This window comes from Paenibacillus thailandensis, from assembly GCF_042685365.1.
Taxonomy (GTDB): domain Bacteria; phylum Bacillota; class Bacilli; order Paenibacillales; family Paenibacillaceae; genus Paenibacillus_AP; species Paenibacillus_AP thailandensis.
Genome location: NZ_JBHUMY010000027.1, coordinates 1 through 25,149, shown reverse-complemented (window position 1 = coordinate 25,149; position 25,149 = coordinate 1). Strand labels below are relative to the sequence as shown.

Genomic DNA, 25,149 nt, shown 5'->3' with positions numbered 1-25,149 from the left:
CTCCTCTCTTATTAACCCCTGCTAAGCTTGCTCCATCAATCGCCAGACGACGATAACCGCCGCCAGAAACGCCACCTCCACCCCTTCGTTCAGCGCGCCGTACGTATCCCCCGTCAAGCCGCCCAGCTTCCTCGCCAGCCATGACGCGCCGGCCAGTCCGGTGAGGGCGCTAATCGCCGCGAATAAAGCGGCGGCGCCCGCCGCTTCCGGCAGCGAATATCCGACTGCATTCAAAGCCGCAGCCGTGAGAAGAAACGCCGCCGCGAAAGCCGCAGCCGGATGCCGCCACCGAACGCCATGGAACATAGCGCCCATGCCTTGTCCTTGCCTCGCGTTCGGATAAAGCGCGATCGCTGCGCCCATCCACCAGCGGCTCCAAATCGGGCAGACGACGAGCCAGACAAGCATGGAAGGCCGCGACGGAACGGCTTCCGCAAGCTCCGCCAGCAAAGCGAATTTGAACAGGAGCAGCAATACGCCCGCTATGACTCCCATTGCGCCGACCCGGCTGTCCTTCATAATTTCGAGCATGCGCTCGCGGGAGCGATGGCTGAGCACGCCGTCCGCCGTATCCATCCAGCCGTCCACATGCAGGCCGCCGCTTAACGCGATCCACAAGGCAAGCGCAACAACCGCGGCAGCGAGCGGCGGCAGCAGCCAAGCGAACAATCCGAGCCCGCATGCCGATACAATCCCGATCAACGCTCCGGCCGCGGGAAAATAAATGACGCTGCGCGCCAACGTCCGTTCCTCGAAAGGAACCGTCAAAGGCACGGGGATGCGCGTTAAAAACTGGACGGCCGCGATCAGCGACTGCACATGTCCCTTCACGTTACGATTAGCCATCCGATCAACGCCCCTCCCCATAAGCATACGCTTACCGCATACAGCAGCCGAATCGCCCCGAGAATATGCGCCGGGGCAATCGGCCGCTTCGGCCAGCCCATACGCGCCCGCTCGCTCGGCCGGCCGAAATAATAATTAAGCCCGCCAAGCTCGATGCCCATCGCGCCGGCTGCTGCCGACTCCGGAATGCCGCTGTTCGGGCTTGGATGCTTGCGTGCGAAACGAAGGACGGCCCGTAACGCCCCAACAGGAGACATGCGCGGAAGCAGCGCCGCCGATACAACCATGAGCAGACCGGCAAGCCGCGCCGGAACATAATTCAGCGCGTCGTCCGTCCTGGCCGAACACCAGCCGAAATGAAGATAGGTTTCGTTCCGGTAGCCGACCATCGAATCAAGCGTATTGGCGGCCCGGTACAGCATCGCAAGCGGCGCTGCGCCAAGGAGCGCGAAGACGAGCGGCGACACCAAAGCGTCGACCGTATTTTCGGCAACCGTCTCGATCGCCGCCCTGGCCGCTTCTCCCTCCGTCAAACGGTCCGTATCCCGTCCGACAATATGGCCCGCATAAGTTCTCGCTTCCTCCAGCTTGCCTTGGGTTAACGGCTTATACACCAGCATGGCCGCGTCCTTCAGTCCTTTCACGGCGATCGTCGTCGATACGAGCCAGGCGCTGGCGGCGTAACCGAGCCAAGGATGAACCCACGCGCAGAGCGCCGTTACCGCCCACGCAGCCGAGAACGACGCGGCGAGCGTAATAAGCGTCAGAAGGACGCCCGCGCGCCTTGCCCGCCCTTCCGTTTCCGCCGTCCCTTCCGGGCGCAGCCGCCGCTCCAAACGGCGAATAAGCCGACCAATCCATATAACGGGATGGGTCGGCCATTTCGGATCGCCGACGATCCAATCGATGGCGATAGCCGCGGCTATAATCAGCAACATTTCTTGCAGCGAATAAAAAATCATAAATTCTCCCATTTGAAAGCGATCGATTTCAATTCGACCGGGATACCCGCCGTGACCAGAAAGACGCGGTCGCAAAGCTGCGCCATCAGCCGGTTAAGCCTTCCCGCTTCGTCGCGGAACCGGCGGCCGAGCGGATATGCCGGCACGACGCCGCCGCCTACTTCGTTCGTAACCAATAGAAGCGGATACGGATAACCCTCGACCGCTTCCGCCAGCTTTCGGTATTCTTCGTTCAGCCGCTTGTCCGGAAGCCCGTCTTCCTCCAGCTTGAACATCCAATTCGACAGCCATAACGTCAAGCAATCGATCAGAACGACGGGGGGCCGAGCCTCGTCTGACCGAAGATGACGGTCAAGCTCTCCCTTAATGCCAGCCAAGACGCCTGCCAGGTCAAGCGGCTCCTCGACCGTGCGCCAAGGAAAGCCCGAACGTTCACGGTCCAGCCGGTGGTTCGCGACCCGCTCCGCCATTTCTTCATCCCAAATCCGCGAGGTTGCCACATAAATGCCGCTATCCCCGCTGCGCTCCGCGTACGCTTCGGCAAAGGAGCTTTTGCCGCTGCGGGCGCCGCCCGTTACAAGTACCGCCATCGCAAGGCCCCTCCTTCTTCCTATTTGCGGGAAACGCCGGCGGACTCGAAGGTCGCCATTTCCTGCATGAGACGCAGCGAAGCATCGATAAGCGAAAAACAAAGAACGGCGCCCGTCCCTTCGCCGAGCCTCATATCGAGATGCAGAAGCGGAGAAAGCCCCAGCGCCTCCAGCAGCTTGGCGTGGCCTTGTTCCTGCGACAAATGCGACGCGAACATAAAGGGAAGCGTCATCTCCGTAACTTGCTTCGCAATTAGAGCTGCGGCGCTTGAAATATAGCCGTCCAGCACGACCGGGCAGCCATTGGCGGCGGCGCCGATTATAACGCCGGCCAGTCCGGCGATTTCAAGGCCCCCGACCTTGGCGAGGACGTCAAAAGCGTCCGTCGGGTCAGGCCGGTTGACCGCAATCGCCCTTTCGACGACTTCAACCTTGCGGACTCTTCCCGCGTCGTCGATCCCGGTGCCCCGGCCTACCGTCGTTTCCGGCGGCAAGCCCGTCAGAACGGACACGACCGCCGCGCTGGCCGTCGTATTGCCGATGCCCATCTCGCCTGTCGCAAACAGCCGGTAGCCTTGCTGAGCCAGCTCGTCAACAAGCGCAACGCCCGCCATGACGGCCGCGATCGCTTCTTCGCGATCCATGGCCGGCCCGGCCGCGATATTGTCCGTCCCGCGCTTTACGTTCCGCCGGATCAGCCCCTCTTCCCGAACGTCGTCCTTCATGCCGACGTCCACGCAATAAACGTCCGCTCCCGCTTGCCGGGCAAGCACGTTAACGGCGGCCCCGCCTTTCAAAAAGTTGACGACCATCTGCCCCGTCACTTCCTGCGGGAACGCGCTGACTCCCTCCGCGCAGACGCCGTGGTCGGCCGCCATGACGATAACCGCCTTGCGCGACAGATCCGGCCACATCTCTCCGGTCGCTCCGGCGAGCTGACGGGCCATTCGCTCCAGCTTTCCAAGGCTGCCCGGCGGCTTGGTCAAGCGGTCCGAATGCCGATCGGCCAAACTCGCCATTTTTTCGTTAAAGGGCCGGATTCGGCCAATCGCTTGACCGAGTTGAATACATTGATTCGATACCATGTTTCTGCTTCTCCTTTATTTGCAACCTTAGGCTCCATGGCGTTTCATTCTGCCTTCACGGCAGCAAGCTCCCCGGCACGAGCATCATTTGCGGCGCTTTGCCGCGCGGATGCCGAACGACTATCGCTTCCGTACCGTATACGTCCCGAATAATCCCGGCGGTCAATACCTGCTCCGGCGGCCCGAAAGCCGCAATGCGGCCTTGATGAAGCAGGAGCAGCTCGTCGCAATACATGGCGGCCAAATTCAGCTCGTGCAGGACGGCAATCACCGACAGTCCCTTTTCCTTCTGCCAGCTCCGAACCGTATCCATCAGTTGGACCTGGTAGCCGATATCGAGATGCGTCGTCGGCTCGTCAAGCAGGATGACGCCGGTTTCCTGAACGAACACCTTCGCCAGCGCCGCTCTTTGCCGCTCGCCGCCGCTTAGCCGATCGAGAGGCCGGTGCTGGAGATCGGCAAGGCCCATCGCGCGAAGAGCTTCCTCGATCATCGGCCCCGCATCCTCCCGTTCGTCCCCGAGCCAGTTCTGGTAAGGGTAGCGCCCCATCGCGACCGCTTCTCTAACCGTAAAACCGGCAGGCGGAAGGCCGCCTTGCTGCAGGACGGCCAATCTCCTCGCCAGCCGCTTGCGCGGTATGCCGCCAACCGGCTCGCCTTCCATCAGCAATTGCCCGCCGTCCGGCGAGCTCACGCCCGACAACAGCTTCAGGAGCGTCGACTTCCCGGCTCCGTTCGGACCGATAATACCATACAGCCGACCCGCTTGGAAGGAAAAAGAAATCCCGTTCAGCACGGTTCGGCGATGGACTTCCTTTACGACGTCCCGCGCTTCAAACAACGCCATCCGCAGCTCTCCCCTCTCTCTTGCGCAGACGCAAAAAATAGGCAAAAAACGGTGCGCCGATCAAAGCGGTCACGACGCCAAGCGGCAATTCCTTCGGGCTAAGCGCCGTACGGGCCAGCGTATCGGCCCACAGGACGAAAATGCCTCCGCCGATCGCCGACAACGGGATAATAAGCCGGTAATCCGGCCCGGTCAACAGTCGGACCAGGTGCGGCACGACGAGCCCGACGAACCCGATTACGCCGGAGACGGACACGGCCGCGGCCGTCAGCAGCGTCGAGCCGATCAGAACGACGAGCTTCGTCCGCTCGACCTCTACGCCCATATGGGCCGCGTGCCCTTCGCCCAATATAAGCTGGTTAAGCGGCTGGCTGTACGCAAACAGGAGAGGCAGCCCGATCGCGAGAAAAGGTACGAGCATGTACACATGCTCCCAGCTGCGCATCGCGAGGGAGCCCATCAGCCAGAACATAATTTGGTTGACGACGCCTTGCGACATCGATACCATCAGCGATACGAACGCGCCGAAAAACGACTGGACGATGACGCCGGACAGCACCAGCGTCTCCAGCTGCCGGCCTCCGCCTTGGCTGCGGGACAGCCATAAGACCCCAAACAGCGTGGCGATCCCGGTCAGGAAAGCGACGACGGGGATCGTCCATAAGCCCGCAACGGCCTGCAAGCCGAACAAGATGAGGAAAGCCGCGCCGACCGAGCTGCCCGAAGCGACGCCAAGCGTATAAGGATCGGCGAGCGGGTTGCGAAGCACGCCCTGGAATCCCGCCCCCGCGAGGGATAGGCAGCCGCCGACCAACACCGCAAGCAGCACCCTCGACAAACGCACTTGCGTTACGATGGCAATCTCGCCCTCGCTCCATCGTCCCGATGCCGGATCCATTCCCGGAATCCGGTGAAGAAGGATGCCCCAGACGTCGCCGACCGACAGGCCCGCGCTGCCGATCGAAAGGCTGACAACGACAGAAACGGCCAGAAGGAGCAAGCCCGCTCCTCCGTAGCCGAATAGTTTTGCCCTCATATTATTGGAATAAGTCCGGATGAATGGCTTTCGCCAGCTCCAGCAGGCCGTCTGCCAGTCGAGGGCCCACGCGGACAAGCGGGTCCTGCGAAACTTCGATGACGCGGTTGTTTTTGACGGCGTCGATCACGTCCCAGCCCGGACGGCTTGCAATTGCGGCGGCGATCGGGTTCGGGTCTACGCCCGCGATATCCGGGTATACGATAACGGCCGGATTCGCTTTGACGACCGCCTCGGCATCCACCTCGAACCAGCCGGTCTGATCGCCGGCGACGTTCGCGCCGCCCGCGAGCGTCAGCAGCTCGTCCAGAAATTCGCCTTTGCCGACCGTCCAGCCTTCGGAAAACTCGAGATACGTCGGAACCGGCTCGGCCGACTTCACTTTTTCGGTCACTTCACGTTTTACCTGAACCATATGTTTCGCGACCTCCGCCGCCTGCGCCTGCCTATTCATGATTTCGCCGACGACCTTTATTTTCTCCACGACGGCGTCGTACGTTGTCGGGTCGGAAGCGTATACCGCGATGCCCAAAGAGCGCAGCTTCTCGACCGCCTCCGCGTTCATCGACGCGGAAGCGAGCACAAGATCCGGATTAAGTCCGGCAACCGCTTCGATATTCGTGTTCATATCGCCGACCTTCGGCTTGTCCGCCGCTTCCGCCGGATAATTGCTGTTCTCGTCGACGCCGGCGACTTGGTCCCCCGCTCCGATGGCAAATATAATTTCGGTTTCGCTCGGAACGAGCGTCACGACCTTCTCGGGCGCGCGTTCGAACGTCAGTTCTGCTCCCGTATCGTCCTTGACTGTCAGCGGATACACCGTAGCGCCCGACTCGGCGGACGGAGCCGCGCTGCTCTCCGGGCTTGAATCCGTTGCCGCCGGCGTCGCGCCCGAAGCGCCTTCGTTCTTTTGCCCGCCGCACGCCGCCACCGCAAGCGCAAGCAGCAGGGCCAGCGCCGTCAGCGAAAGCGCCCGCAGCCAGCTGTTTCTCATTTTGTTTCTCATTTCGCAATCCCCCGCTCCTCTTCTTTCATTTATGCTTTCTGAAAAATAAAAAAGCATTTCCGACCATAAGTGTCGGAAATGCCGAAAGCCAAGCAGCCGCATACGGATGCCTGCGCCTTTACGGTTCCAACACCTTCCTAAGTCCGCGTAGGATCAGTGTTCTTCAAAGCGTACAGGCAGGTATCCTGACTTGGAGCATGCAAACGCGGCGCCTTCCCATACGCATCGTACAGTGGCATTGTGCCGGCTTGCCCGGACCGACCGGTCCGATTCTCCTTACAGTGGCGGGTCCGTGCCGGATTTTCACCGGACTTCCCTTTTAAGCCGCGGCTTCGCTTAGGCGACAGCGGCGGCACCCGTATGCTCCCTTCAAGCACTATGAGCCGTTCTCTTCGAAAGAGACAGGCATAAAGTTCCTTTGTACTATACCACCCGCCCGCGCGCCTTGTCTACCCCCATCCGAGGGCCCGCTCCCCATGAATTTCCGTTCTTCTTCCGCCGCATGCCGCATAGGTAACAATGTCACGGTCCATCCATCAACAATGAGAGGCGGTGCAAGAAGCCGATGAAAGCGGCCGTTTCCATCAAAAACGTTACGCTACTCATGACTTTCCTTACAGCGGCGCTTGCTGTCGCTTTGCTGGCGGCGGACAGCTTCGGCCAAGGCGGCACGAAGGCGGAGAAAGCGGCGGAAGCGGCCTCCCCGGCGGTCGTCAAGTCGGACGGCTGGGAGATCCGAATCGAAATGGAAGAATCCTCGCTGCAAGCCTTGGAGACCGCTGCGTTATCCGTTGCCGTTCGCGGCCCGGACGGCCTGCCGGTATCGGGAGCTACCCTGACGATGACCGCCGATATGCCCGCCATGCATCATCCCCTTCCCGAGAGCGTCTTGACGGAAAAGACACCCGGCGTATATGCCGGGGAGTTCGTTCCCGTCATGCCCGGGAAATGGAAAGCCGAGCTCACCGCCGAAGCGGAAGGCAAAACGGTGACGTTCAGCTACGGCTTTACCGTCAAACGGTAACCGGAGCCCGAGGAAGGCAATCCTCTCCCCATCCTTCGTCATTTCCGCCTCCTTCACCACAGCCACGGCGTTATGCCCGGCACGATGCCGTTCGCTTCCAGGCCGCGCATGATGGACAGCAGCCCCACGATGGCCGCCGCAGCCGTACCCGCTTTGCGCATAAAGCGGCGCCATCTCCGGTCGGCGGCTTTGGCGATCCAGCCGGCAAGGGCCAAGGAAGGAAAGGTCGCCAGGCCGAAAATCGCCATCACCGCCGCTCCTTCCGGCGCCGAGCCGGTCGCGGCTGCGTTCATCTGCATGGCGTAGGTCAGCCCGCAAGGCAGGAAGCCAAACGCGACGCCGGTTAACCCGATTCGCAGCGGCTCCTTCTCCGCGCCAAGACCGCCGGACGCGGCAAGCCTTTTGTGCAGAACCGCGGATACCCGGTTCAGAAACGGCAATTGAATTTTGCGCCATAGCCATAATAACAGCATCACCCCGCCGATGATCGAGGCGATCCCTTGCAGGCCGGCGAGCTTGCCGGCCAGATCGACGAAAGAGCCGGCCGCTCCCATAAGCGCTCCCAGAAGCGCGTAAGATATAATCCGACCGCCGTTGTACAGCAGCGTCACTTTAAACGATGGCAGGCTCGCTTGAAGCGATACTGCCGTCACGATCCCCCCGCACATCCCGATGCAATGCGGAGCGCTGAGCAGCCCCGTTACGGCGATGAGCCCCCATTGCTGCATCGTCACGCACTCCCACGCCCTTCCCGCTGCAATTGAGCCTTCAGCCGGAGCGCGTTGGCCACGACGGAGACCGAGCTGAGCGCCATGGCCGTCCCGGCCATCCAAGGCTCCAGCATGCCGCAAGCGGCGAAAGGCACAATAAGAGCGTTATAAATAAATGCGAAAGTCAGGTTCTGGCGGACGTTGCGCAGCGTTCTGCGGCTGATCCGCACCGCTTCCGGAATCGCTTTAAGCCGCGGCTGCAGCAGCGTCATATGCCCGGCCGTCAACGCCGCGTCCGTACCGTCCCCCATGGCGATGCCGACGTCCGCAGCGGCAAGGGCGGGGGCGTCGTTCCATCCGTCCCCCGCCATGCCGACCCGCCGCCCTTCCCGCTGAAGCGTGCGGACGAGCTCCAGCTTTCCTTCCGGCAGCATCGAAGCGTACGTTTCCGACACTCCGGCCTCTTTCGCAGCCGCCCCGGCTGCTGCGGCATGATCGCCTGTCGCGAGCAGCACCTTTACGCCCAGCTTGCGCAGCCGGCCGACGGCCTCGCCCGCATGGGGTCTGACCGTGTCGGCGAAAGCGACGGCCCCGGCGACAACGCCTCCTTCCATGACCAAAAGCACCGTTTCGCCGGCCGCTTCCCTCTCCAAGGCGTAGGCTTCCGCCATTCGGCTCATCCGCCATTCTTTATCGGCCGCCAGCTTCCGGTTGCCAACGCCGATCTTTTTGCCGCCGAACGACGCTACCATGCCTTTACCCGGCGTATAGACGGCTTGTTCCCCTGCCTGTGCGGCCAAACCGAGCCGGACCGCTTCCTCCCGTATCGCCTTCGCCAGCGGATGATCCGATCCGGCTTCGGCCGCGGCCGCGATCCGAAGCACGCCCGTCTTGCTTCCATGCTCGGCATAAATGCCGGTGACGCGCGGCTTGCCTTCCGTAAGCGTGCCGGTTTTGTCGAGGACAAGCGTGTCCAGCCCGGCCATCCGCTCCAGCGCGCCGGCCTCCTTAACGACGATGCCGCGGCCGGCAAGCGTCCCCGACGCGACGACGAGGGAGATCGGCGTCGCAAGGCCAAGCGCGCAAGGGCAAGCGGCGAGCATGACCGCCACCGCGCAGCTGAACGCCTGCCGCCAATCGCCCGGCTCCGCGAAGGCGAACCAGACGATGAAAGTAACGGCCGAGAACAGCAGCATAACCGGAACAAAAATGCCGGCAGCGGCGTCAACATGCCGTTGAATGGCCGATTTGGAACGCTGGGCTTGCATCACGAGCTCGCCGATCCGATGCAGCAGCGTATCGCGGTTCGCCGCGGTCGTCCGCACGCGAAGCTTCCCGGTCCCGTTTTGCGTCCCCGCCCATACCTCATCGCCCGGAAGCTTCGTTTGCGGCAAGCTTTCCCCGGTCAGCAGCGATTCGTTCACCTCGGATTCACCCTTGGCGATCACGCCGTCCACGGGAATCATGCCGTCCGGCTCGACGATCACCACGTCTCCGGCCCGAACCTCGCCGATCGGGATCTGCCGCAAAGCGCCGGCCCGCTCGACGGTTACGGATCGGCTTGCGAGCCTGCCGTAGCCTCCCGCCTCCCGCCGCGTCCGTTCCGAGGCCGCAGCTTCGATATATTTGCCTAGCAGCACCGCCGTAATGACGACCGCGCTCGTCTCGAAGTAGAGCGGAAGCGCATGGCCGACGGACGGCCCTACAGGCGGCTCCAACGTTTGAAACACCGTATAATGACTGTACAAATAAGCGGCCGAAGTCCCGATCGCCACGAGCACATCCATATTGGCCGTACGTTCCCGCAGCGCATGATAAGCGCCGAAATAGAACGGCAGCCCGACTCCGAACTGAACGGCCGAAGCAAGCGCCAGCTGCAGCCAGGGATTGAACAGCAGCGGCGGAAGCGCGGCAGCGCCCGGCAACGACCAGTGCTGCAGCATCGAGGCGAGCAGCGGCAGCGTCAGGATAACGGAAACAATGAGCCGCGCAAGCAGCTGTCTTTTTTCCTTGGCCAAGCTTTCCTCCGCCTTCTCCGGCGACGCGGCCGTAAAGCCCAATTGCCCGATGCGCCTTTCGATCTGGGCCTCGTCGACGGCGTCCGGGTCGTATTGCACCCAAGCGATACGCGACGGAAAATTGACCGCCACGGAACGGACGCCCGCCATCTTGCCTACCGATTTCTCTATTCGGGCCGCACAAGCCGTGCAGCTCATCCCTTGCACGATAAAATCCGCCGATACCGGTCGACTCACGTATTACACCCGCTTTCCGTCACCTGTTCGGGGCCAGCTCCGGCGGCAGCCGCCGCCGGCGGCGCGTTAGCCGACATGTCCCCGCTGTAATCTATATGCGGGCGTCAAGCCGTTTCATGAATCGCCGCATCAAAAACGGCCGGTCGAATCCATCGTCCGATCGGCAAAAAAAAGACGCCGGACCGTTATCCAAGGTCCAGCGCCCTCATGTTATTCCACAAGCTACAGCCCTTCTTCAACTTCGCCTTCCCAGGCGAGCATGCCGCCCTTTACGTTGACGACGGAAAGCCCGTTCGCCTGCAAAAACTCGCAAGCTCTGGCGCTTCTTCCGCCGCTTCTGCAAATAATGAACGTTTCCTCGCCGTCCCGGGAGAAATCGTCAATCCGATCCTGAATCTCCGAAAGCGGAATCAGCCTCGCTTGCGCGATGTGGCCAGCTTCCCATTCGTCTTGCTCGCGGACGTCCACCAAGTTCAGCTTTTCGCCGCGCTCGAGTTTTTGTTGCAATTCATCCGTCGTAATTTCCGGATACATGATTTGTTCAGCTCCTCTTTACGTTAACAAGTCCGGCTTCAACCTCATTGTATCCTTCGCCGCTTGCCGTGTCCAGTTAGCGTTACCCGGCTAAATCCGCACCGCCGTGCCGCTCACCGCGACCATCAGCATGCCTTCGCGAATGACCTCGTAGTCGATGTCGATGGAGACGATCGCGTTCGCGCCCATTCTTCTCGCCTGTTCCTTCATCTCGTCCACCGCTACGTCGCGGGCTTCCTTCAGCTTGCTTTCGTACGCGCTGGAGCGCCCCCCAACGATGTCGGTGATCGATGCGAAGAAATCGCGGACGACGTTCGCGCCCATAATCGCTTCTCCCGTTACGATCCCCGTATACTCCTGAATCGGATGCCCTTCAATCGTCGGCGTTGTCGTAATGATCATTGTATATTCCTCCCAAGTAATTTGACGAAGCATAACCTTCGGCTCATCTCTAACCAAGAAACGGCTGTACAAGGTTGTGCTTCGCTTTTTCCATTATTCTTCATTAATGGTTTCTCATACGCGGCAGCTCATTGTCCGGTTTCATTTATTGTTCCAAGTCGCGGCCGGCCGATTCCGAATGCGAAGCCAGTAGCGGAGCATACATCATCAGCGCATCGTTGCTCGTAACGAGTTCGTCTTCCACGACTTTCCCTTCCGCGTTCAGCTTCTTTCTGTAGATCGAGTTGCTTCGCAGATACCCTCCCCAAGGCAGAAGCACAATCCGGTGATCCTTCTCGTAAACTTCGTAGTTGTATATAGACGGGGCGTCCGCACGCCATTCCCCAGCAAGCCGTTCTTCCTCCACGCGGACCCGAAGCTGATAGGTTACCTCCCTCGGGTTATAAATCTGAAGGTCCAAATAATTATAGGCGCAAGTCGCTCCGCTTCCAAACGGCTGCGTCCGGTTGGCGTCGGGAAAGACGTCGTAGCTGTGCCGATGCCTCTCCGTTACTTTAAGAGGCGTATGCAAAGTCATCCAATAAATCAAATTCGAGAGCTGGCATTAGCCGCCGCCAACGCCGGTCCGATATGTTCCGTAAAATAGCACCATTCCTTCGACATAACCTTTTCTCGAGGTAGGTTTGCCGATAGTCCGCCAATAGGAGAAGGTCTCTCCCGGCCGCAGCAGAAGCCCGTCCAACCGGCTTGCCGCCAGCCTCAAATTGACGACCTTGTTCGTTTGCAGCCGCATATCTACGTCGCAAAGCTTACGGTAAAGCGGCGCGGAATGGGAAAATACCGGATGAGCCAGCGAGCTTGTCTGCCTTTGCCCGGCAAGCTTCATATCGCTCGTCAGCCACTGGGCATACCTGCGCATTCTAAACCAGCATTTCCCAACAGCCAGACGGAACCGGGAGCGCCGCACCGGCCTTAAATCGAGCCGCAAAATGGAGGGTTGCATGTAGCGACCACCGCCTCTCCCGTTCGAATTCCGATTCAACAAAAGGTACAACCGCAATGTGCAAGCCGAAGCTGAACCCTGCAGATCCAGAACTGGCGCCGGCTTCATCCCGCGCTCACTCTGCACCTGATGGCATGCAGGATATATATGATTATATCAAAATGATGTAAATCTAGATATATTAACCATTCGATATAAACCTTCTTCGCTACAGACGCAGGTCATTCGTTTCGTCCCGTACGATCTCCCCGTCTTTCATCGTGATGACCCGCTTGGCGTTGGCGGCGATACCCGGATCGTGGGTAATAAGAACGACCGTGTGTCCTTGATCGTTTAACCGCAGCAATATTTGCAGCACTTCAAGACCGGTGGCGGTATCCAGCGCGCCGGTCGGTTCATCCGCCAAAATTAGCGACGGCTCGTTAGCCAGAGCGCGCGCGATCGCGACGCGCTGCTGCTGGCCGCCGGACAGCTTGCCCGGGCGATGCCCGGTCCGCTCCCCGAGGCCCAGCTCCTCAAGCAGACGCTTCGCCCGTTCGCGCCTCTCTTTTCTGGAGAGACCGGCATAGATCATCGGAACCTCTACATTTTCCAGCGCGGTCAGCCTGGGCAGCAGATTAAACTGCTGGAAGACGAAGCCGATCTTGCGGCTTCTCATCTTGGCCATCCTGTGGTCGGACAGCTCGCCGACGTCTACGCCCTCGAACCGGTAGGTTCCGGAAGTCGGCGTATCGAGCATCCCGATCATATTCATCAGCGTCGATTTGCCGGATCCGCTCGGCCCGACGATTGCGATAAACTCGCCTTGCTTTACAGCTAGTCGAATATTTTTCAGCACGTGCAGCTCTTCGCCGCCGGCATAAACTTTGTTAACGTCTTGAAGCTCAACGACGACGCTCATCTTCCCGTCACTCCCCCCGAGGCTCAATCGTAGCGCAGCGCTTCAATCGGCATCAGCTTGGCCGCCCGGTTCGCCGGCAGAATGCCGAATACGATCCCGATCAGCATGGAGAACAGCACGCCGCCGACGATGACCTGCCAGGACATAACCGGCGGCCATTTGGTCAGTACGCTTGCCAGATACGAGCCGCCGTACCCGAGCATAATGCCGGCAACGCCGCCGATCGTCGTCAACAGCGCGGCTTCGATCAGAAATTGCGTCAAAATTTCCCCGCGCGTTGCGCCAAGCGCCTTCCGGATGCCGATCTCTTTCGTCCGTTCCGTTACGGAAACGAGCATAATGTTCATGACTCCGATGCCGCCGACGAACAAGGAAATGCCGGCGATTCCGCCAATAATGGACGTCATGATGCGGGAGATCGTCGACAGCGATTTTTGGATTTGCTCGAGATTGAAAATGAAATATTCGCCTTGCAGCTGCGGTCTGTCCTGCTTCAGCCCGTTCAGCAAGTCGACGGCCTTCTGTCCGGCCGTCTCCAAGCTTTCCGGACCCGCCGCCTGTACGGTCAACGTGCTGATTTCATCGTCCCCGTACAAGAGCGGCCATACCGAACGGGGAACGAGCATCGTACTCATCCCGAGCCGGAAAATGCTGTTGTTCGTTTCTTCCGCCACGCCAATCACCTTGAACGGGACCCCTTCGATTTCGACATATTCGCCGACCGCTTCTTCGCTCTGAAACAATTCCTCCGCCATGTCGGGATTGACGACGGCGACTTTGCGTCCTTGCCCGATATCCGCTTCGTCAAGCAGCCTGCCTAATTGAACCGTATGCGGATAAACGTCGAAATAACCCTCGTCGATCCCGATGACCTGGACGTTTAACGTTTCATTGCGGAAGCGGGCTTCCGCGGAGCTTTGGGCTGTCGCCATAACTTGCTTGATTTCGGGAATTTTGCTCAATAGGAGCAGGTCGCTTTCCGTAAAAATAGGAACGGCCGACAGATCCGATCCAAAATCGTAGTCCTCGTCGTATTGAAACTCGATATCGACCGTATCGTTTCCGGAGCCGGTAAAATTCGATTTCAGCGCCGCTTCCCCGCCTTGCCCGATCGCAACGATCGTAATGACCGAGGCGACCCCGATGACAATGCCGACCATCGTCAGAACGGACCTCAGTCCATGGGCGTAAATCGAGAAAACGGCGATTTTGATGCTTTCCCAAACCATCAAGACTCCTCCTCGGCTCGAACAGGCATTCCATCTTTCAGGTCGGGCGCAGCATGTGCGGCAATCGTATCGCCTTCGGATAACCCGCTTACAATTTCCTTCCAGCTGTCGTTCGAATCGCCGACAACGACTTCCCGCTTCCGGAGCAAGCCTTGTTCAACGGCGTACACATATCGTTTCCCGTCTTCCTCCATCACGGCTTGATGGGGAACGACAAGCCGGTTGCCGCCCGATTCGACTTCGATATCGATGTAAACATGGTAGCCGTACTTCAATTCTTCGCTTTTTTCCGTCAGCTCCACCGTAAACGGATACAACGTGACCGCTTGTTCGTTGTCCGTCAGACTGGATCCGGCTAGATCGGCGCCTTCCGGGATCGAATCGACGCTGCGGACGATCCCTTTCCATGAAATGCCGTCCATCGCCTTCGGCTTGACTTCAACCTGCATTCCGGGTTTAACGAGCACATAATCAAACTCGGAGATCGCGCCTTGAACGAGGTAATTTCGGTCGGATACGATATGAACGAGCGGACTTTCCCCCGCTTCGTTCGGATTGGCGGCCACTTTCTGCACGGTACCGCCGATCCGGCTTGCGACGATCATTTGCGACCGCTTCGCTTCGAGGCTGGCGATCTCGTTTCGGTTCGCTTCGTAATCCAGCAAAAGCGACTGCTCCTGCCGCTCCAAATCTTGCTTCTTCAGGGCGGTGGCCTTGGCCGCTTCGGAGGGATCCGCTCCCGCCTCAAGCGAAGCCGCCTGCTCCCGGAAATTCGCCATCAGCTGATCCTTTTCATGACGGAGCTCTTCCAGCTCAAGATCCAGCCTTTTGCGGGCGATTTCCAGCTCTTCGAGCTGCTTTGCGATATCGTCGGCCCGGTAACGCAATAGCGGGGTTCCGGGCTTCACCTGCTGGCCCGGCGTGACCAGCAGCCGTTCGACCTGCCCCAACGTGCCGTCCAAATATATTTTCTCTTCTTCGGCCGGAACGGCTATGCCCGAGGCAATAACCGACCGTTTCAGCTCCTGCTTGCTTACCCGCCACGTTTGTATCGCGGTCGACTCGGCAGGCTGGATATCGTTTCGGCTCATTTTCCATATGTTCGCCCCCACGATAACGGCAGCGATTAACACCGCGGCGATGATGACGGCTTTTTTCATTCGTTTCTCCCCTTGCTGCTCGAATTGCGCATATCGGTTCAAGAGCTTAGCGGGCCCGGGAGACCGTTAATTAAACCCGAAACGATCGTCGCGATCAGCCAGGTCACGACAACGACCGCAACGCTGCGTACGCGCGCCCGTTCCGGAGCGAGCATGTAGACGCCGACCGCGTAAAGCGCCATGCTCCAAACGCCAAAGACGGTAAAGACGGACAACGTTTTGCCAAGCTGCGAATCCGATTCGACCAGAAAGGCAAACAAATTCGCCGGCGATTCCGTAAGCGGCCTTTGGATAAACAATTGAATCACGATGCGCAGGACGGTATCCATCAGCATCGGGACGTAGGCGAGAATGCCGAGTATAAACAGCCGGCGCAGCGGGATGGAAACGCGGAATATAAAAAGCATAAGCTTGTTAAACAAACTGTTCAGCAGGATGAACACGACCGGCGAAAACACGGACATGAACGCAGTTCCGAACAGCAAAAAGATTTTGTACGCTTCGTAGGTGTCCTGATTGATTTCGATGCCGGCCACCCGGCTCATGTCTTCCGCCCGGAAGAAGGAAACCGACGTGACCGCAAGCACGGCCGAAAGCAAGCTAAGCAGCAAGATCATCGAAAAAAACCGTTCCTGGCGAAGCCTTCTTTCCATAACAGGCCTAGGCGCGACCATCACTTTGACAAAATCGGCGAGCAGCATTGTCCTAACCTCCGACTGATAATATCGATTCAATAATGTGCGGCGTAATCCACGCTTCGACAACGCCGGCCGCCGCAATCAGCGCAGCGATGAGCACGACGCTTTGAGCCAGCTGCACCCATGCGATGCGGACAGGCTTGATGCCCCTCGCATACCGGATAATAAGCTGAAGCGGATACAAGCCAACGGCTCCCGCCAGGATCATGGCGGGAACTTCGAATATGCCGTGCGGAACGACGTGCATCATCGTCGCGGCGAAAGCCGTTTCCTGCATTTTGGAGGCGACCGAGAAGCCGATCATGAAACCGTTGGCGAACAATGCGAATATGCTGGACATCCCGATCGTGAGCAGCCCGGAGACGAACAATAGGCTCGCGCGGGAGTTATGCCCGATATAGTACAACGGATCGCGGGGAATTTCCGCAGCCGATTTCTCCATCGGCTCGAACGAGCCGACCGCGGCGCCCGCTATGGCCGCAACACCGTACATCAAGAGCGCGGCAAGCAGCAAGTAACGGAATTCGCGCCAAATATTCACCGTAAACATCACTTCGCATCCCCGCTTTCCCCAGGCTCCGATTCCTCGGACATGCGCAGAAGCGCTTCCTCCAGCGTATTCGAATCGCCCGCGCCTTTCTTCAAATCCGAGGCCGTACCGTCAAACACCGTCTTTCCCCCGTGGATCAGCACAACGCGATGACATATGTCCTCCACGACGTCCATCCGGTGAGAGGACAGCAATATTCCGGCCCCGCGCTCCTTGGCGTAGCGAATCAAAAAATTTTTCGTCTCCCTTGTCGACACGGCGTCATAGCCCGTCATCGGTTCATCCAGAATAAGCGCTTGCGGATGATGAATGACGCCGGTAATCAAGGCGACTTTCTGTTTCATGCCGTGCGACAGCGTCTTAATGAACTCGTGCCGCTTATCTTCGAGCTGAAAGGCGGCAAGCATCGCATTCATTCGCTCCGTCAGCTCGCGGTCGTTCAATTGATGCAAGCTCGCGGTAAAACGGATTATTTCTTCTACCGTCAGCAGCGGATATAAATAAAAATCGGAAGGCACAAAGCCAAGCGACGCAGACGTACCTTTCCCGGCACCGCTCCCGATCTCCGCTTCCCCTTCCTCGGGCCGCATTAGTCCCGCAATGCATTTGAGCACGGTCGTTTTGCCCGCTCCGTTATGACCGAGAAGGCCGACGATTTCGCCGCTGCCGACATGAAAGCTGATCTGTTCGACGGCAGGACGTTCCTCGCCTTTGTACCGGTAAGTCATCTGATTCACGCGAATCGCGTTCATTACAATCGCCAGCCCTTCCACCAAGGTTTGTTAAGCAGCCATGCCCCGGCTGCGAGCCATATCGCGCTGGTTGCGATCAAACCGATCAGCGACGCAGCGAAAAACGCGCTTTCGTCCAGCCGGTTGCCGAACAATAACGCGCCGCTTGTCCCTGTCACCGTTACGTTGGCCAGCTCATATGTCCGAATCAGGAGCGATTCCGTCAAGCCGGCTTTCTCGGAAGTGTTGATTTTGGATTCGTCCTCCCAGTCAAACCGCGGATACATGCCGGTGGAAACGACCAGCCCCATGCTGGATACGAGGTTGATAAGGATCATGCTGAGCAGGCCGGTTGCAAACATGAGCGGCGAAACTCCCATAACCAGAGCCAATAGGATCGTGGAAGCCGACACCAGCGCCGTTATCAAACAAAAGTGGAGGATAAATTTCGACAGCAATATTTTGCGGGCGCTTCTAAGATGTGTCAGCAGCACCGACATCATCATCCCTTCCGCGTCCACGCTCGTGACACGGGCGACCAGATCGCTGGCGAACGATGCCAGAAACAGCTGAGCGGCGAACAGCGCGGAGAACGAGACAGCCGGCGACTGAATCCAGCCGATGTCTCGGATTGCAAGCCCGATTCCCCCGAGAGCCATAAGCACAAGCACATAAGAGCGGATATGCGGCATGACGCGGTATACGTCCCGGTATAGCAGGATCAAATCTTTCAGCAGCAAATTTCTGACCGCGCTAGTCCCTCCGAATGCCCCGGCAAACCGCCGTTTCGTCCGCCGGATGCGTTCGGGCAATTCGTTCTGAATGGACAGCAGCCGATCTTCGTTCCGGACCAGAAGCAGCATAACGGCTGCCCAACTAGCCACGACGGCGAAGACGAACGGTACAACACGGCCATACAACAGCCAATTGGTCGGAATGGCAGGCCAAGTCAGCAAAAGCAGCCAATCGTATAAACTTTTCGCCTGAATCGGCAGCAGCTCGGCGAATGAGCCGACCGCCATCCATTTGACTATGCCGTAGCAGACGACGGCAACGACTAACGTTTTGGCAAAATAAACCGCAAGCCCGGCAGCCCCTCTCCTCCTTTCCCCGCTGCGGCGGTACAGATGGGAAAGAAGCATGGCCAGCATTCTGACCGCCAGCGAACCGGCTGCCAGAATAACGATGCCGTAGGTATACCACGCTGCGGGAATTTTCGTTTGGAAGACGCCGTTAAATGCGAGCGAAGCCGAAACGACAAGCGGCACGAACGGAAATACGAAATGCCAAAGGTATACATCGAACAATTTCGCGGCCTGCACGGCGGCGATCCGGCCGGGGCCGTGATGAATACGGATAAACTCCCAATCTTTGGAGTGGAATGCCCGGATATACGTTTCCCGGTACGATCCGAAGACAAAGCCGATGCCGAGAAACAAATAAATCAATGAAAAAGCGATACCCGCATCCACGTAGGCGGGCTCAATGCCGCCGGACCTGACGAGCAGAAATATCGCCCGAAACAGATAATAGCCGATAAACGAAACCAAAAGCGGAACTCCCAGCAAAATCAGGACGACATGGAAATGGTTCAGCCTGCTCGCCGACTCGGTGAACTGGCTGACAAACCAACGGAAGTAAAGCAGATGCTGAAGACGAATCAATGACATGAATTTCTCCAAACTTTACCCCATCCTCACGGTTTGATAAAATAGAGGTGCGGAGAAGGCCGGATGCCGCCGGCCTCCTCCATTGCAGCTTGGCAGGTTGGCGTCGACCGTTTCTAAGTTGACGCTAACCGATTAATAAGTAGCAATAATTTTGAATGCAGCGTCCGCAGACAGCTTTTTCAAAATGTAGTTGCGCAAAATCAAAGCCCCGACGGCCAAGACGCCGCCTCCGGCAAAAATCGCCGCTACAAGCGTCCAAACCGAAGCTCCGGCCATAACGAGGCGGATAATGTAATAGGCATAATTCATGCTTACGCCGGTGGCAGCTACAATCTCCATAAGAAGTTGTTCCATGGTAAACCCTCCCTCCTCCATATGTTGGAAGCGAAATTAATACGCAACCGCAACGTCTTCCAGTTTCTTCGTAGCCCATCTCTTGACGGCATAGCGGAGAGCGGCGATACCGATTGCCATCAGGCCGCCTCCTGCAAGAACCATCGAAATAATCGCCCAGGTCGAAGCCCCGGCCATGATCAGCTGAAATACGCGGTAAGCCGTACCGGATCCTACGCCAAGCACCATTGCGATTTCAAGCAGCATAGATTCCATGTTATTCCACCTCCTTTCCGAACTCTATTATAGTGAGTGTGATTGTAATAAACTACTAGATTTGGGTTAAATATTTGTTAACTGGAAGTTAAAAGCGGATTTTCCATAAAAAAAAGGAAAAAAGTTCTATGTATCATTGAGAAAGAGTAAATGCCGATATGACGAATGTACGAAATCCGGATTCATGCTGATCTAATGAAAGCGGCAGCCAAGGACTCGTCAAAAAGTCCCGGGCTGCCGCTTCTTCGTTTATGAATAAATATAGATTAGTTCAGCGAAATTTCAAAACGCGTTCCCGCCTCGCCTGCGAAGACGATCGTACCGCTCTCCGGCAGTACGACTTTGCCGTTGTCTCCGATAACGGAGAAAGCGACCAGCGTGCCCGCCTCGTCGTAGACGGCGAAGCCGCCACCCGCAGGCAGCTTCACCTTTAACGTTTTGCCTGCGGTCGTATCCGTTATCGCAAACCACTTGGCATATCCGTCCGCCTGAATCGTCGTCGCCGACTTAGGGCCGGCATATAGCGGCTTGACCGCTTCCTCTCCGACGTAGATGCTGCCGCCCGCTTCTACATATTCGATGCCGTCCCGCGTTTCAAAGGCGTATTCGAGCGTATCGCGGCCGCCGCTTCCCGGAATTTGCAGATCGGCAGAAGCCGAATTCGGACCGGACCATCGTTTATCCGCCCAATAACCCGGCATCGCATCGGATAAGCCGATCTTCACGGAAGGCTCCATCAAGTAAGCGACCGAGGTGTACTTTTCGTTTACCGCATAATATTTTTTGCCGTCGCGCTCTTTCCAATCCGCGGCCGTTTCCTCCGGAACGTCATAAGCCTCAAGCTTCTCGGCGGCGTAATGCGACAACGCCGTCTGGCCGAGACCCGGAAGCGACACATACGTTTGCACCCATATGTATGTCCGGCCGTTGTCCTCCGTCACAAAACGAACCTTCGCATTACCGTTCTCGCTCATGAACGAACCGTCCTGCGTATAAACATATTTTTCCGCGGGATATTCCGGCAGCCCGATGACCGTAATCGACAATTCTCCTTCTTCGGAAACGCCGACTTGGAGCGACTGGTTCGTCTGTCCGTATACGCCCGCGAATTTCAGCAAGTCTTGCGGCATCTCCGCTTTGACGGGTTCGCCGAACGTTTTCTCCGGCTTAAACTCCGCAATCTCGCCTTTTTCTTTCAACGCCTGCAGCAGCAAATCGTTGGCCAGCAATTGGTTGGTGGAGCTGGAACCGCCGGAAGAGACGACGGCGGCCGCCATATTATGCTCGGGCAGCACGACTAGCGCCGAATGATACAAAATGGTATCGCCGCCTTTGGCCAGCGCCTTGATGCCGTACTCGCCGAACGGATACAGATCGACGCTGTCCCAGCCAAGCCCGTAGTTCAAAGAATTATCGGAATCTTCCGGCCATAGTCCCTTGCCGTATTCTTTCTCCTCCATCGCTTTAACCGATGCATCCGTCAGAAAGCCCTCCGCTTGTCCGGTGAAAATTTGGGAGAATCGAACCAGATCCTCGGCCGTCGAAATTACGCCTCCGGTCCCGATCACGTTCACCGTTTCGTTCGGCAGCTGCTCTTCTTTTCCCGGATAATACAGCCCCGCCATGCCGGACGGATCCGGATTGTCAAGCGGCGTCTTCGTATGCGTCATGCCGAGCGGCTCCGTGAAATGCTCGTGAATATACGCGGTAAAGCCGATCCCGCTAACTCTCTCTACCAATATTTCCGCCAGCGTAAATCCGTCGTTGCAATAAACCGAATAAGCCCCCGGATCGGCCTTCAGCGTTTGGCCTGCCAGCTCCTCCAGAAGATGATCGTGGGCGTACGTATCATTGTCCTCGAACAAAAAGGAATTGCCGAGCGTCGAGCCGCGAAGGCCGGAAGAATGATTAAGCAGCATGCGCGGCGTAATTTGCTTGTAACGCTCGTCTTTCATCGTAAATTCGGGAATATAGCTGACGACCGGAAGGTCCAGATCGATTTTGCCTTCGTCTACCAGCTTCATGACGGCAGCCGTCACGAACATTTTGCTGACGGATCCGATGCCGTACATCGTTTCCGCCGTAAGCGGGTCTTTACCTTTAGGATCATTTTTCCCGGCTTGTCCGGACACGACAATCCGACCTTGATCGATAAGTGCGTACTGCACGCTCGTCGTACCGTATGTTCCCGTTAGCAGCGCGGCTTTTTCGGCCGCCGCTTTCTTCGTCGCTTCGAAGCTTGCATCCCCGCTTGGTTCGGCCGCCATCGCCGCCGTCGGCACAAGCATCGTTACCGCAAGAGCGGCGGCGACGATCCATAATCGTTTTTTCCCCATAATCACCCTCCTAAAAAGTTTTGCTCCGGCGGTGCTCCTCCGATCTTGCTTCGCAGCAAAATCTTGCATCGGAAGCATACGCTTAAGGTTTGCGCGCGTTACTTCATCGATTAAGACGAGCAAATCCCGCCACGAAAGCTAATGTTTGGCATTCTCTAATATATAACGTTTTTTTTGCCAAAGGAGGTTCAAAAATTATGCATTTATTCAAAACTTTAAATGATATGACCGCCGCCGTAAGATGCTCGGCAAGCTTTTTTATGTGACGGTTATTTAGGGTGCATGTTGTTTAAAGCAATGACCTGGCTGCGCGTACCGCCGGCGACGAGAACCGATACCGCATAAAGCAGTCCGGACAATGCGAAAATGTACAAGTGCCATAATGCAATGCCGTCTAAGAAATGTATCCGCTTGGCGATTTGCAGCAGGCCATACAACAGGGCGAATGACGCAAGACCGCAAAGCGCCGGAAACGTTTTGAAGCGGAGCTTTCCGATCCGGAGCAATGCCGCCGCGTATAAACCAAACAACAGCGAAGTAAAAGGAGCGACAAACCAAATATTGAGCATAAACGGATCGTTCGCCCTCGCCAGCTTGGCCAAAAAGACGAATGCCGCAACGAGCGCTCCAGCAAGGGAGGTACGGCATGAATGAACCCGGCTGAACCTGGCGCCGAGACGCGGAGGCGTTTTCCCCTTTGCTCCAGCTTCTCCATAGGACGAATAAATAGAGAAGCGGCAGCAGGAGCCCGATTACGGACAGACTTTGCTGCAGCAGCCAATAGCCCGGAAATCCGGCGACAACGGGCTTGCGCAGCGACGGAAACATGTTCACGTAAAAGCCTGTCCGATGCGTCCAGCCGTCCACGAACAGATGCGACAAAAAACCGATAAACAAAGAAACGTAAAAGGAGATAAACGAACGGAGCGACTTTAACGACCAATCGCTCCGGCAATCAGCGGCAAACCGGTTCAATCCTCCCGCGGACGGCAGCAAATAAGGCAAGGCCGACATCACGATGCGATGAAAAGCATACGCCAGCGCCGTGCAAAGCGGGATTCCGTTCAAAATAAAGCCCGCGAGCGTATGGCCGTTCGTCCGTACGGGCTGCATGGCGATAAAATATTCCATATCCGGCATCATGCTGCCGAGCGCAAGCCCTGTGGCGCTTAAAGCCGGGATAAGCTTGCGGAGCGGCACGGCATACAGCGGATGCGAAAGCGTAAAAGGCATCCCATCCCCCTTCTTTCTTCCCTATCTTAATGTTCCAAACTGATCGATCGGATAAATGCGCAGAACGGCTTTTCCTTCAATGCTGGTCATGGCGATCGGCCCAATCGTTCGGCTGTCCATGCTGTTCTCCCGGTTATCGCCCAAGACGACGAGCTTGCCGGTCTCAACCGTATATGGCACAGGAAGCCCGTCGCCGGGCTCGGTCCTCCCGACCGCATACGGCTCGTGCAGCAGGCTTCCGTCTATCCACACTTGCCCGTCCCGAATGTCTAGCCGTTCTCCAGGGAGAGCTACGACGCGCTTAATAAGCCGAAGCTTCGATTCGGGTCCGTTAATAATAACGATATCTCCGCGTTTAGGTTGCACGAAACGGTAAGACCATCTGTCCTCGATAAGCCTTTGTCCCGAACTCAGCGTATTTTGCATCGAAACGTTATGGACCTCCAGCTGGGCGTATGCATAACGGTGTACAAGAAAAGCGATAACCATCGCGGCTGCGACGGCAGCAACCCATTCCAGGGCGATTCTCCGCCGCGACCCACGGCAGCCGGTTTTGCTTTCTTCCATTCGAACCACTCCGTTCGTTCGGGCAAATTGCGAATAGTGCATTTTACGCCGGAACGAACCGGAACTTGCTTCGATTTTTAATGAAACCGACCATGAAACGCGGCCCGCGCTTTTTCGAAAGATGCCGCTCAGAGGTTTGCCTCACGTTTTACAGAGTTTACAAGGTTTACAGAGATATTGCGTACAGGATAATACTCGCCAAAAGAGACGCAGACAGAATAGCGATGTCCGCTCTCCCGAATATAAGCTTGAAGCCTCTTGTCGGGCGCGCTTCCGGATGTCCGATCCCTCTCGCTTCCAGCGCGGCGGCCATCTGCTCGGCCATTCGGATCATGGAGCGAAGGTACGGCACGACAGCCGAAGCCAGCATCCGTACCGGCAGTCTGCCGGGCTTTCCGGCCGCTTTGCCTCTCGCCTGCGCGATAAGCGCGAATCGGCCCCACTCCTCGGTCAGCATCGGAATGAAGCGGAACATCATCGTCACCGTCAAGGCAACGGGCGTAACCGGTACGCCGAACCGGCCTAGCCAGCCAAACGTCTGCTCGATCGCCCGCTGCAGCCTTAGCGGCGTAATGAGAGCCAGGAAAGGCATGCCAAGCAACATAATAAACAACAGCTCCAGCAGCTTGCGAGCCGTTTCCAGCGTTTTGTCCGCGTCAAAAACGAGAGGCGAAACGCCGATGCCGGCAACGACGGACATGACGATCAGCAAACCGGCATATGCGCGGATTGCCCCCCGCCACGGCTTGACGGTTTCCCGCAGCGGGATGACGATTGCCGCGGCAACAAGGGCGCTGACGCCGACGGAGAGCCAGCTGTCGCCGGCCAGCATCGATGTCGACAGCAGCAAATACGCAAGCACAAGCGCGCGCGGATCGAACCGCTGCGACAGCAGCGGCGAAGCGGCGGCCTCGTCCGGTGGCCGCTGCGCGTCCGCCGATGCGGAAGGCGCGGAAGAAGCGGCCGGCTCGGCCGATGGCCTCTGCGCGTCGGCCGATGCGGGAAGTGCGGCTGTTGAATCGGCATGAGCCTCAGCAGCCTGCCCTTCCGGCCGCCGGTTGGCTGCAGGCGCGGGCGCTATCCCCGGCTCGCCGGCGTCCGCGGGCTGAACGTCGCGCGCCGCCAAGGCGGGAGGCGCGGAGGATGCGGCCGGCTCGGCCGATGG

General features: G+C 58.0%; 25 protein-coding genes, 1 pseudogene and 1 riboswitch. Of the genes and pseudogenes, 1 reads left to right on the top strand and 25 read right to left on the bottom strand.

Going from position 1 to position 25,149, the window contains the following annotated elements; translation table 11 throughout:
• Positions 1-21: 21 nt before the first annotated feature.
• Genes cobS through ACFSW5_RS19100 form a run of 7 tightly spaced genes read right to left on the bottom strand, consistent with a single transcriptional unit; the run spans position 22 to position 6,372 of the window.
• The gene (gene cobS, locus ACFSW5_RS19130; protein ID WP_379276564.1) at positions 22-846 is read right to left on the bottom strand and encodes an adenosylcobinamide-GDP ribazoletransferase; all 825 of its coding nucleotides are present in this window, start codon (positions 844-846) and stop codon (positions 22-24) included.
• Positions 828-1,808 (bottom strand): adenosylcobinamide-phosphate synthase CbiB, encoded by a 981-nt coding sequence (gene cbiB, locus ACFSW5_RS19125; RefSeq protein ID WP_379276561.1) that lies wholly within the window; start codon positions 1,806-1,808, stop codon positions 828-830. Before cbiB ends, cobS begins: the two co-directional genes overlap by 19 nt.
• Entirely contained in the window at positions 1,805-2,398 is a 594-nt protein-coding gene (cobU, locus tag ACFSW5_RS19120; RefSeq protein WP_379276558.1) for a bifunctional adenosylcobinamide kinase/adenosylcobinamide-phosphate guanylyltransferase, read from the bottom strand. Before cobU ends, cbiB begins: the two co-directional genes overlap by 4 nt.
• 20 nt (positions 2,399-2,418) lie before the next feature.
• A complete protein-coding gene (gene cobT, locus ACFSW5_RS19115; protein ID WP_379276555.1) occupies positions 2,419-3,483 on the bottom strand; it encodes a nicotinate-nucleotide--dimethylbenzimidazole phosphoribosyltransferase in 1,065 nt (354 codons plus the stop codon).
• A 55-nt stretch (positions 3,484-3,538) separates the two neighbouring features.
• Positions 3,539-4,324, bottom strand: coding sequence for an ABC transporter ATP-binding protein (locus ACFSW5_RS19110; protein ID WP_379276694.1), 786 nt, complete (start codon positions 4,322-4,324; stop codon positions 3,539-3,541).
• Positions 4,317-5,366: a FecCD family ABC transporter permease gene (locus ACFSW5_RS19105; protein ID WP_379276553.1), complete on the bottom strand. Its 1,050-nt coding sequence runs from the start codon at positions 5,364-5,366 to the stop codon at positions 4,317-4,319. Before ACFSW5_RS19105 ends, ACFSW5_RS19110 begins: the two co-directional genes overlap by 8 nt.
• Before the next feature lies 1 nt (position 5,367).
• Positions 5,368-6,372 carry an ABC transporter substrate-binding protein gene (locus tag ACFSW5_RS19100; RefSeq protein WP_379276550.1) on the bottom strand — a complete coding sequence of 335 codons (1,005 nt, stop codon included), beginning with the start codon at positions 6,370-6,372 and terminating at the stop codon, positions 5,368-5,370.
• 158 nt (positions 6,373-6,530) lie between these two features.
• A riboswitch (cobalamin riboswitch) is annotated at positions 6,531-6,747 on the bottom strand.
• A 190-nt stretch (positions 6,748-6,937) separates the two neighbouring features.
• On the opposite strand from ACFSW5_RS19100, the gene ACFSW5_RS19095 reads away from it, so the two are divergent.
• Complete coding sequence (locus tag ACFSW5_RS19095) at positions 6,938-7,396, top strand: FixH family protein (RefSeq protein WP_379276548.1); 459 nt, start codon at positions 6,938-6,940, stop codon at positions 7,394-7,396.
• A 53-nt stretch (positions 7,397-7,449) separates the two neighbouring features.
• On the opposite strand, the gene ACFSW5_RS19090 is transcribed toward ACFSW5_RS19095, so the two are convergent.
• The 18 genes and pseudogenes from ACFSW5_RS19090 to ACFSW5_RS19005 all read right to left on the bottom strand — a co-directional run.
• Positions 7,450-8,124: a sulfite exporter TauE/SafE family protein gene (locus tag ACFSW5_RS19090; RefSeq protein WP_379276546.1), complete on the bottom strand. Its 675-nt coding sequence runs from the start codon at positions 8,122-8,124 to the stop codon at positions 7,450-7,452.
• A 2-nt stretch (positions 8,125-8,126) separates the two neighbouring features.
• Positions 8,127-10,361 (bottom strand): heavy metal translocating P-type ATPase, encoded by a 2,235-nt coding sequence (locus ACFSW5_RS19085; protein ID WP_379276544.1) that lies wholly within the window; start codon positions 10,359-10,361, stop codon positions 8,127-8,129.
• A gap of 222 nt (positions 10,362-10,583) precedes the next feature.
• Positions 10,584-10,895 (bottom strand): rhodanese-like domain-containing protein, encoded by a 312-nt coding sequence (locus ACFSW5_RS19080; protein WP_379276541.1) that lies wholly within the window; start codon positions 10,893-10,895, stop codon positions 10,584-10,586.
• Between the two features lie 90 nt (positions 10,896-10,985).
• Entirely contained in the window at positions 10,986-11,297 is a 312-nt protein-coding gene (locus ACFSW5_RS19075) for a YbjQ family protein (protein WP_379276539.1), read from the bottom strand.
• A 145-nt stretch (positions 11,298-11,442) separates the two neighbouring features.
• Positions 11,443-12,300: pseudogene (locus tag ACFSW5_RS19070) on the bottom strand (VanW family protein).
• Between the two features lie 208 nt (positions 12,301-12,508).
• On the bottom strand, positions 12,509-13,201 hold the full coding sequence (locus tag ACFSW5_RS19065) for an ABC transporter ATP-binding protein (protein ID WP_379276536.1): 693 nt from the start codon (positions 13,199-13,201) through the stop codon (positions 12,509-12,511).
• Positions 13,202-13,224: 23 nt separating this feature from the next.
• The gene (locus tag ACFSW5_RS19060) at positions 13,225-14,433 is read right to left on the bottom strand and encodes an ABC transporter permease (protein WP_379276533.1); all 1,209 of its coding nucleotides are present in this window, start codon (positions 14,431-14,433) and stop codon (positions 13,225-13,227) included.
• On the bottom strand, positions 14,430-15,590 hold the full coding sequence (locus ACFSW5_RS19055) for an efflux RND transporter periplasmic adaptor subunit (protein WP_379276531.1): 1,161 nt from the start codon (positions 15,588-15,590) through the stop codon (positions 14,430-14,432). Before ACFSW5_RS19055 ends, ACFSW5_RS19060 begins: the two co-directional genes overlap by 4 nt.
• 38 nt (positions 15,591-15,628) lie before the next feature.
• Positions 15,629-16,291, bottom strand: coding sequence for a hypothetical protein (locus tag ACFSW5_RS19050; RefSeq protein WP_379276528.1), 663 nt, complete (start codon positions 16,289-16,291; stop codon positions 15,629-15,631).
• 4 nt (positions 16,292-16,295) lie between these two features.
• Complete coding sequence (locus ACFSW5_RS19045) at positions 16,296-16,838, bottom strand: stage II sporulation protein M (protein WP_379276522.1); 543 nt, start codon at positions 16,836-16,838, stop codon at positions 16,296-16,298.
• Positions 16,838-17,590 carry an ABC transporter ATP-binding protein gene (locus tag ACFSW5_RS19040; RefSeq protein WP_379276520.1) on the bottom strand — a complete coding sequence of 251 codons (753 nt, stop codon included), beginning with the start codon at positions 17,588-17,590 and terminating at the stop codon, positions 16,838-16,840. Before ACFSW5_RS19040 ends, ACFSW5_RS19045 begins: the two co-directional genes overlap by 1 nt.
• Positions 17,590-19,239: a hypothetical protein gene (locus tag ACFSW5_RS19035; RefSeq protein WP_379276518.1), complete on the bottom strand. Its 1,650-nt coding sequence runs from the start codon at positions 19,237-19,239 to the stop codon at positions 17,590-17,592. Before ACFSW5_RS19035 ends, ACFSW5_RS19040 begins: the two co-directional genes overlap by 1 nt.
• A gap of 132 nt (positions 19,240-19,371) precedes the next feature.
• Complete coding sequence (locus ACFSW5_RS19030) at positions 19,372-19,593, bottom strand: uberolysin/carnocyclin family circular bacteriocin (protein ID WP_379276516.1); 222 nt, start codon at positions 19,591-19,593, stop codon at positions 19,372-19,374.
• Positions 19,594-19,629: 36 nt separating this feature from the next.
• Entirely contained in the window at positions 19,630-19,848 is a 219-nt protein-coding gene (locus ACFSW5_RS19025; protein WP_379276513.1) for a circular bacteriocin, circularin A/uberolysin family, read from the bottom strand.
• A gap of 266 nt (positions 19,849-20,114) precedes the next feature.
• Positions 20,115-22,184 (bottom strand): serine hydrolase domain-containing protein, encoded by a 2,070-nt coding sequence (locus ACFSW5_RS19020; protein WP_379276510.1) that lies wholly within the window; start codon positions 22,182-22,184, stop codon positions 20,115-20,117.
• A 273-nt stretch (positions 22,185-22,457) separates the two neighbouring features.
• Complete coding sequence (locus ACFSW5_RS19015; protein WP_379276508.1) at positions 22,458-23,417, bottom strand: DUF4184 family protein; 960 nt, start codon at positions 23,415-23,417, stop codon at positions 22,458-22,460.
• A 21-nt stretch (positions 23,418-23,438) separates the two neighbouring features.
• Complete coding sequence (gene lepB / locus ACFSW5_RS19010; RefSeq protein ID WP_379276506.1) at positions 23,439-23,984, bottom strand: signal peptidase I; 546 nt, start codon at positions 23,982-23,984, stop codon at positions 23,439-23,441.
• Between the two features lie 166 nt (positions 23,985-24,150).
• Positions 24,151-25,149: energy-coupling factor transporter transmembrane component T (locus ACFSW5_RS19005; RefSeq protein ID WP_379276503.1), on the bottom strand; the 999-nt coding region annotated here is incomplete at its 5' end.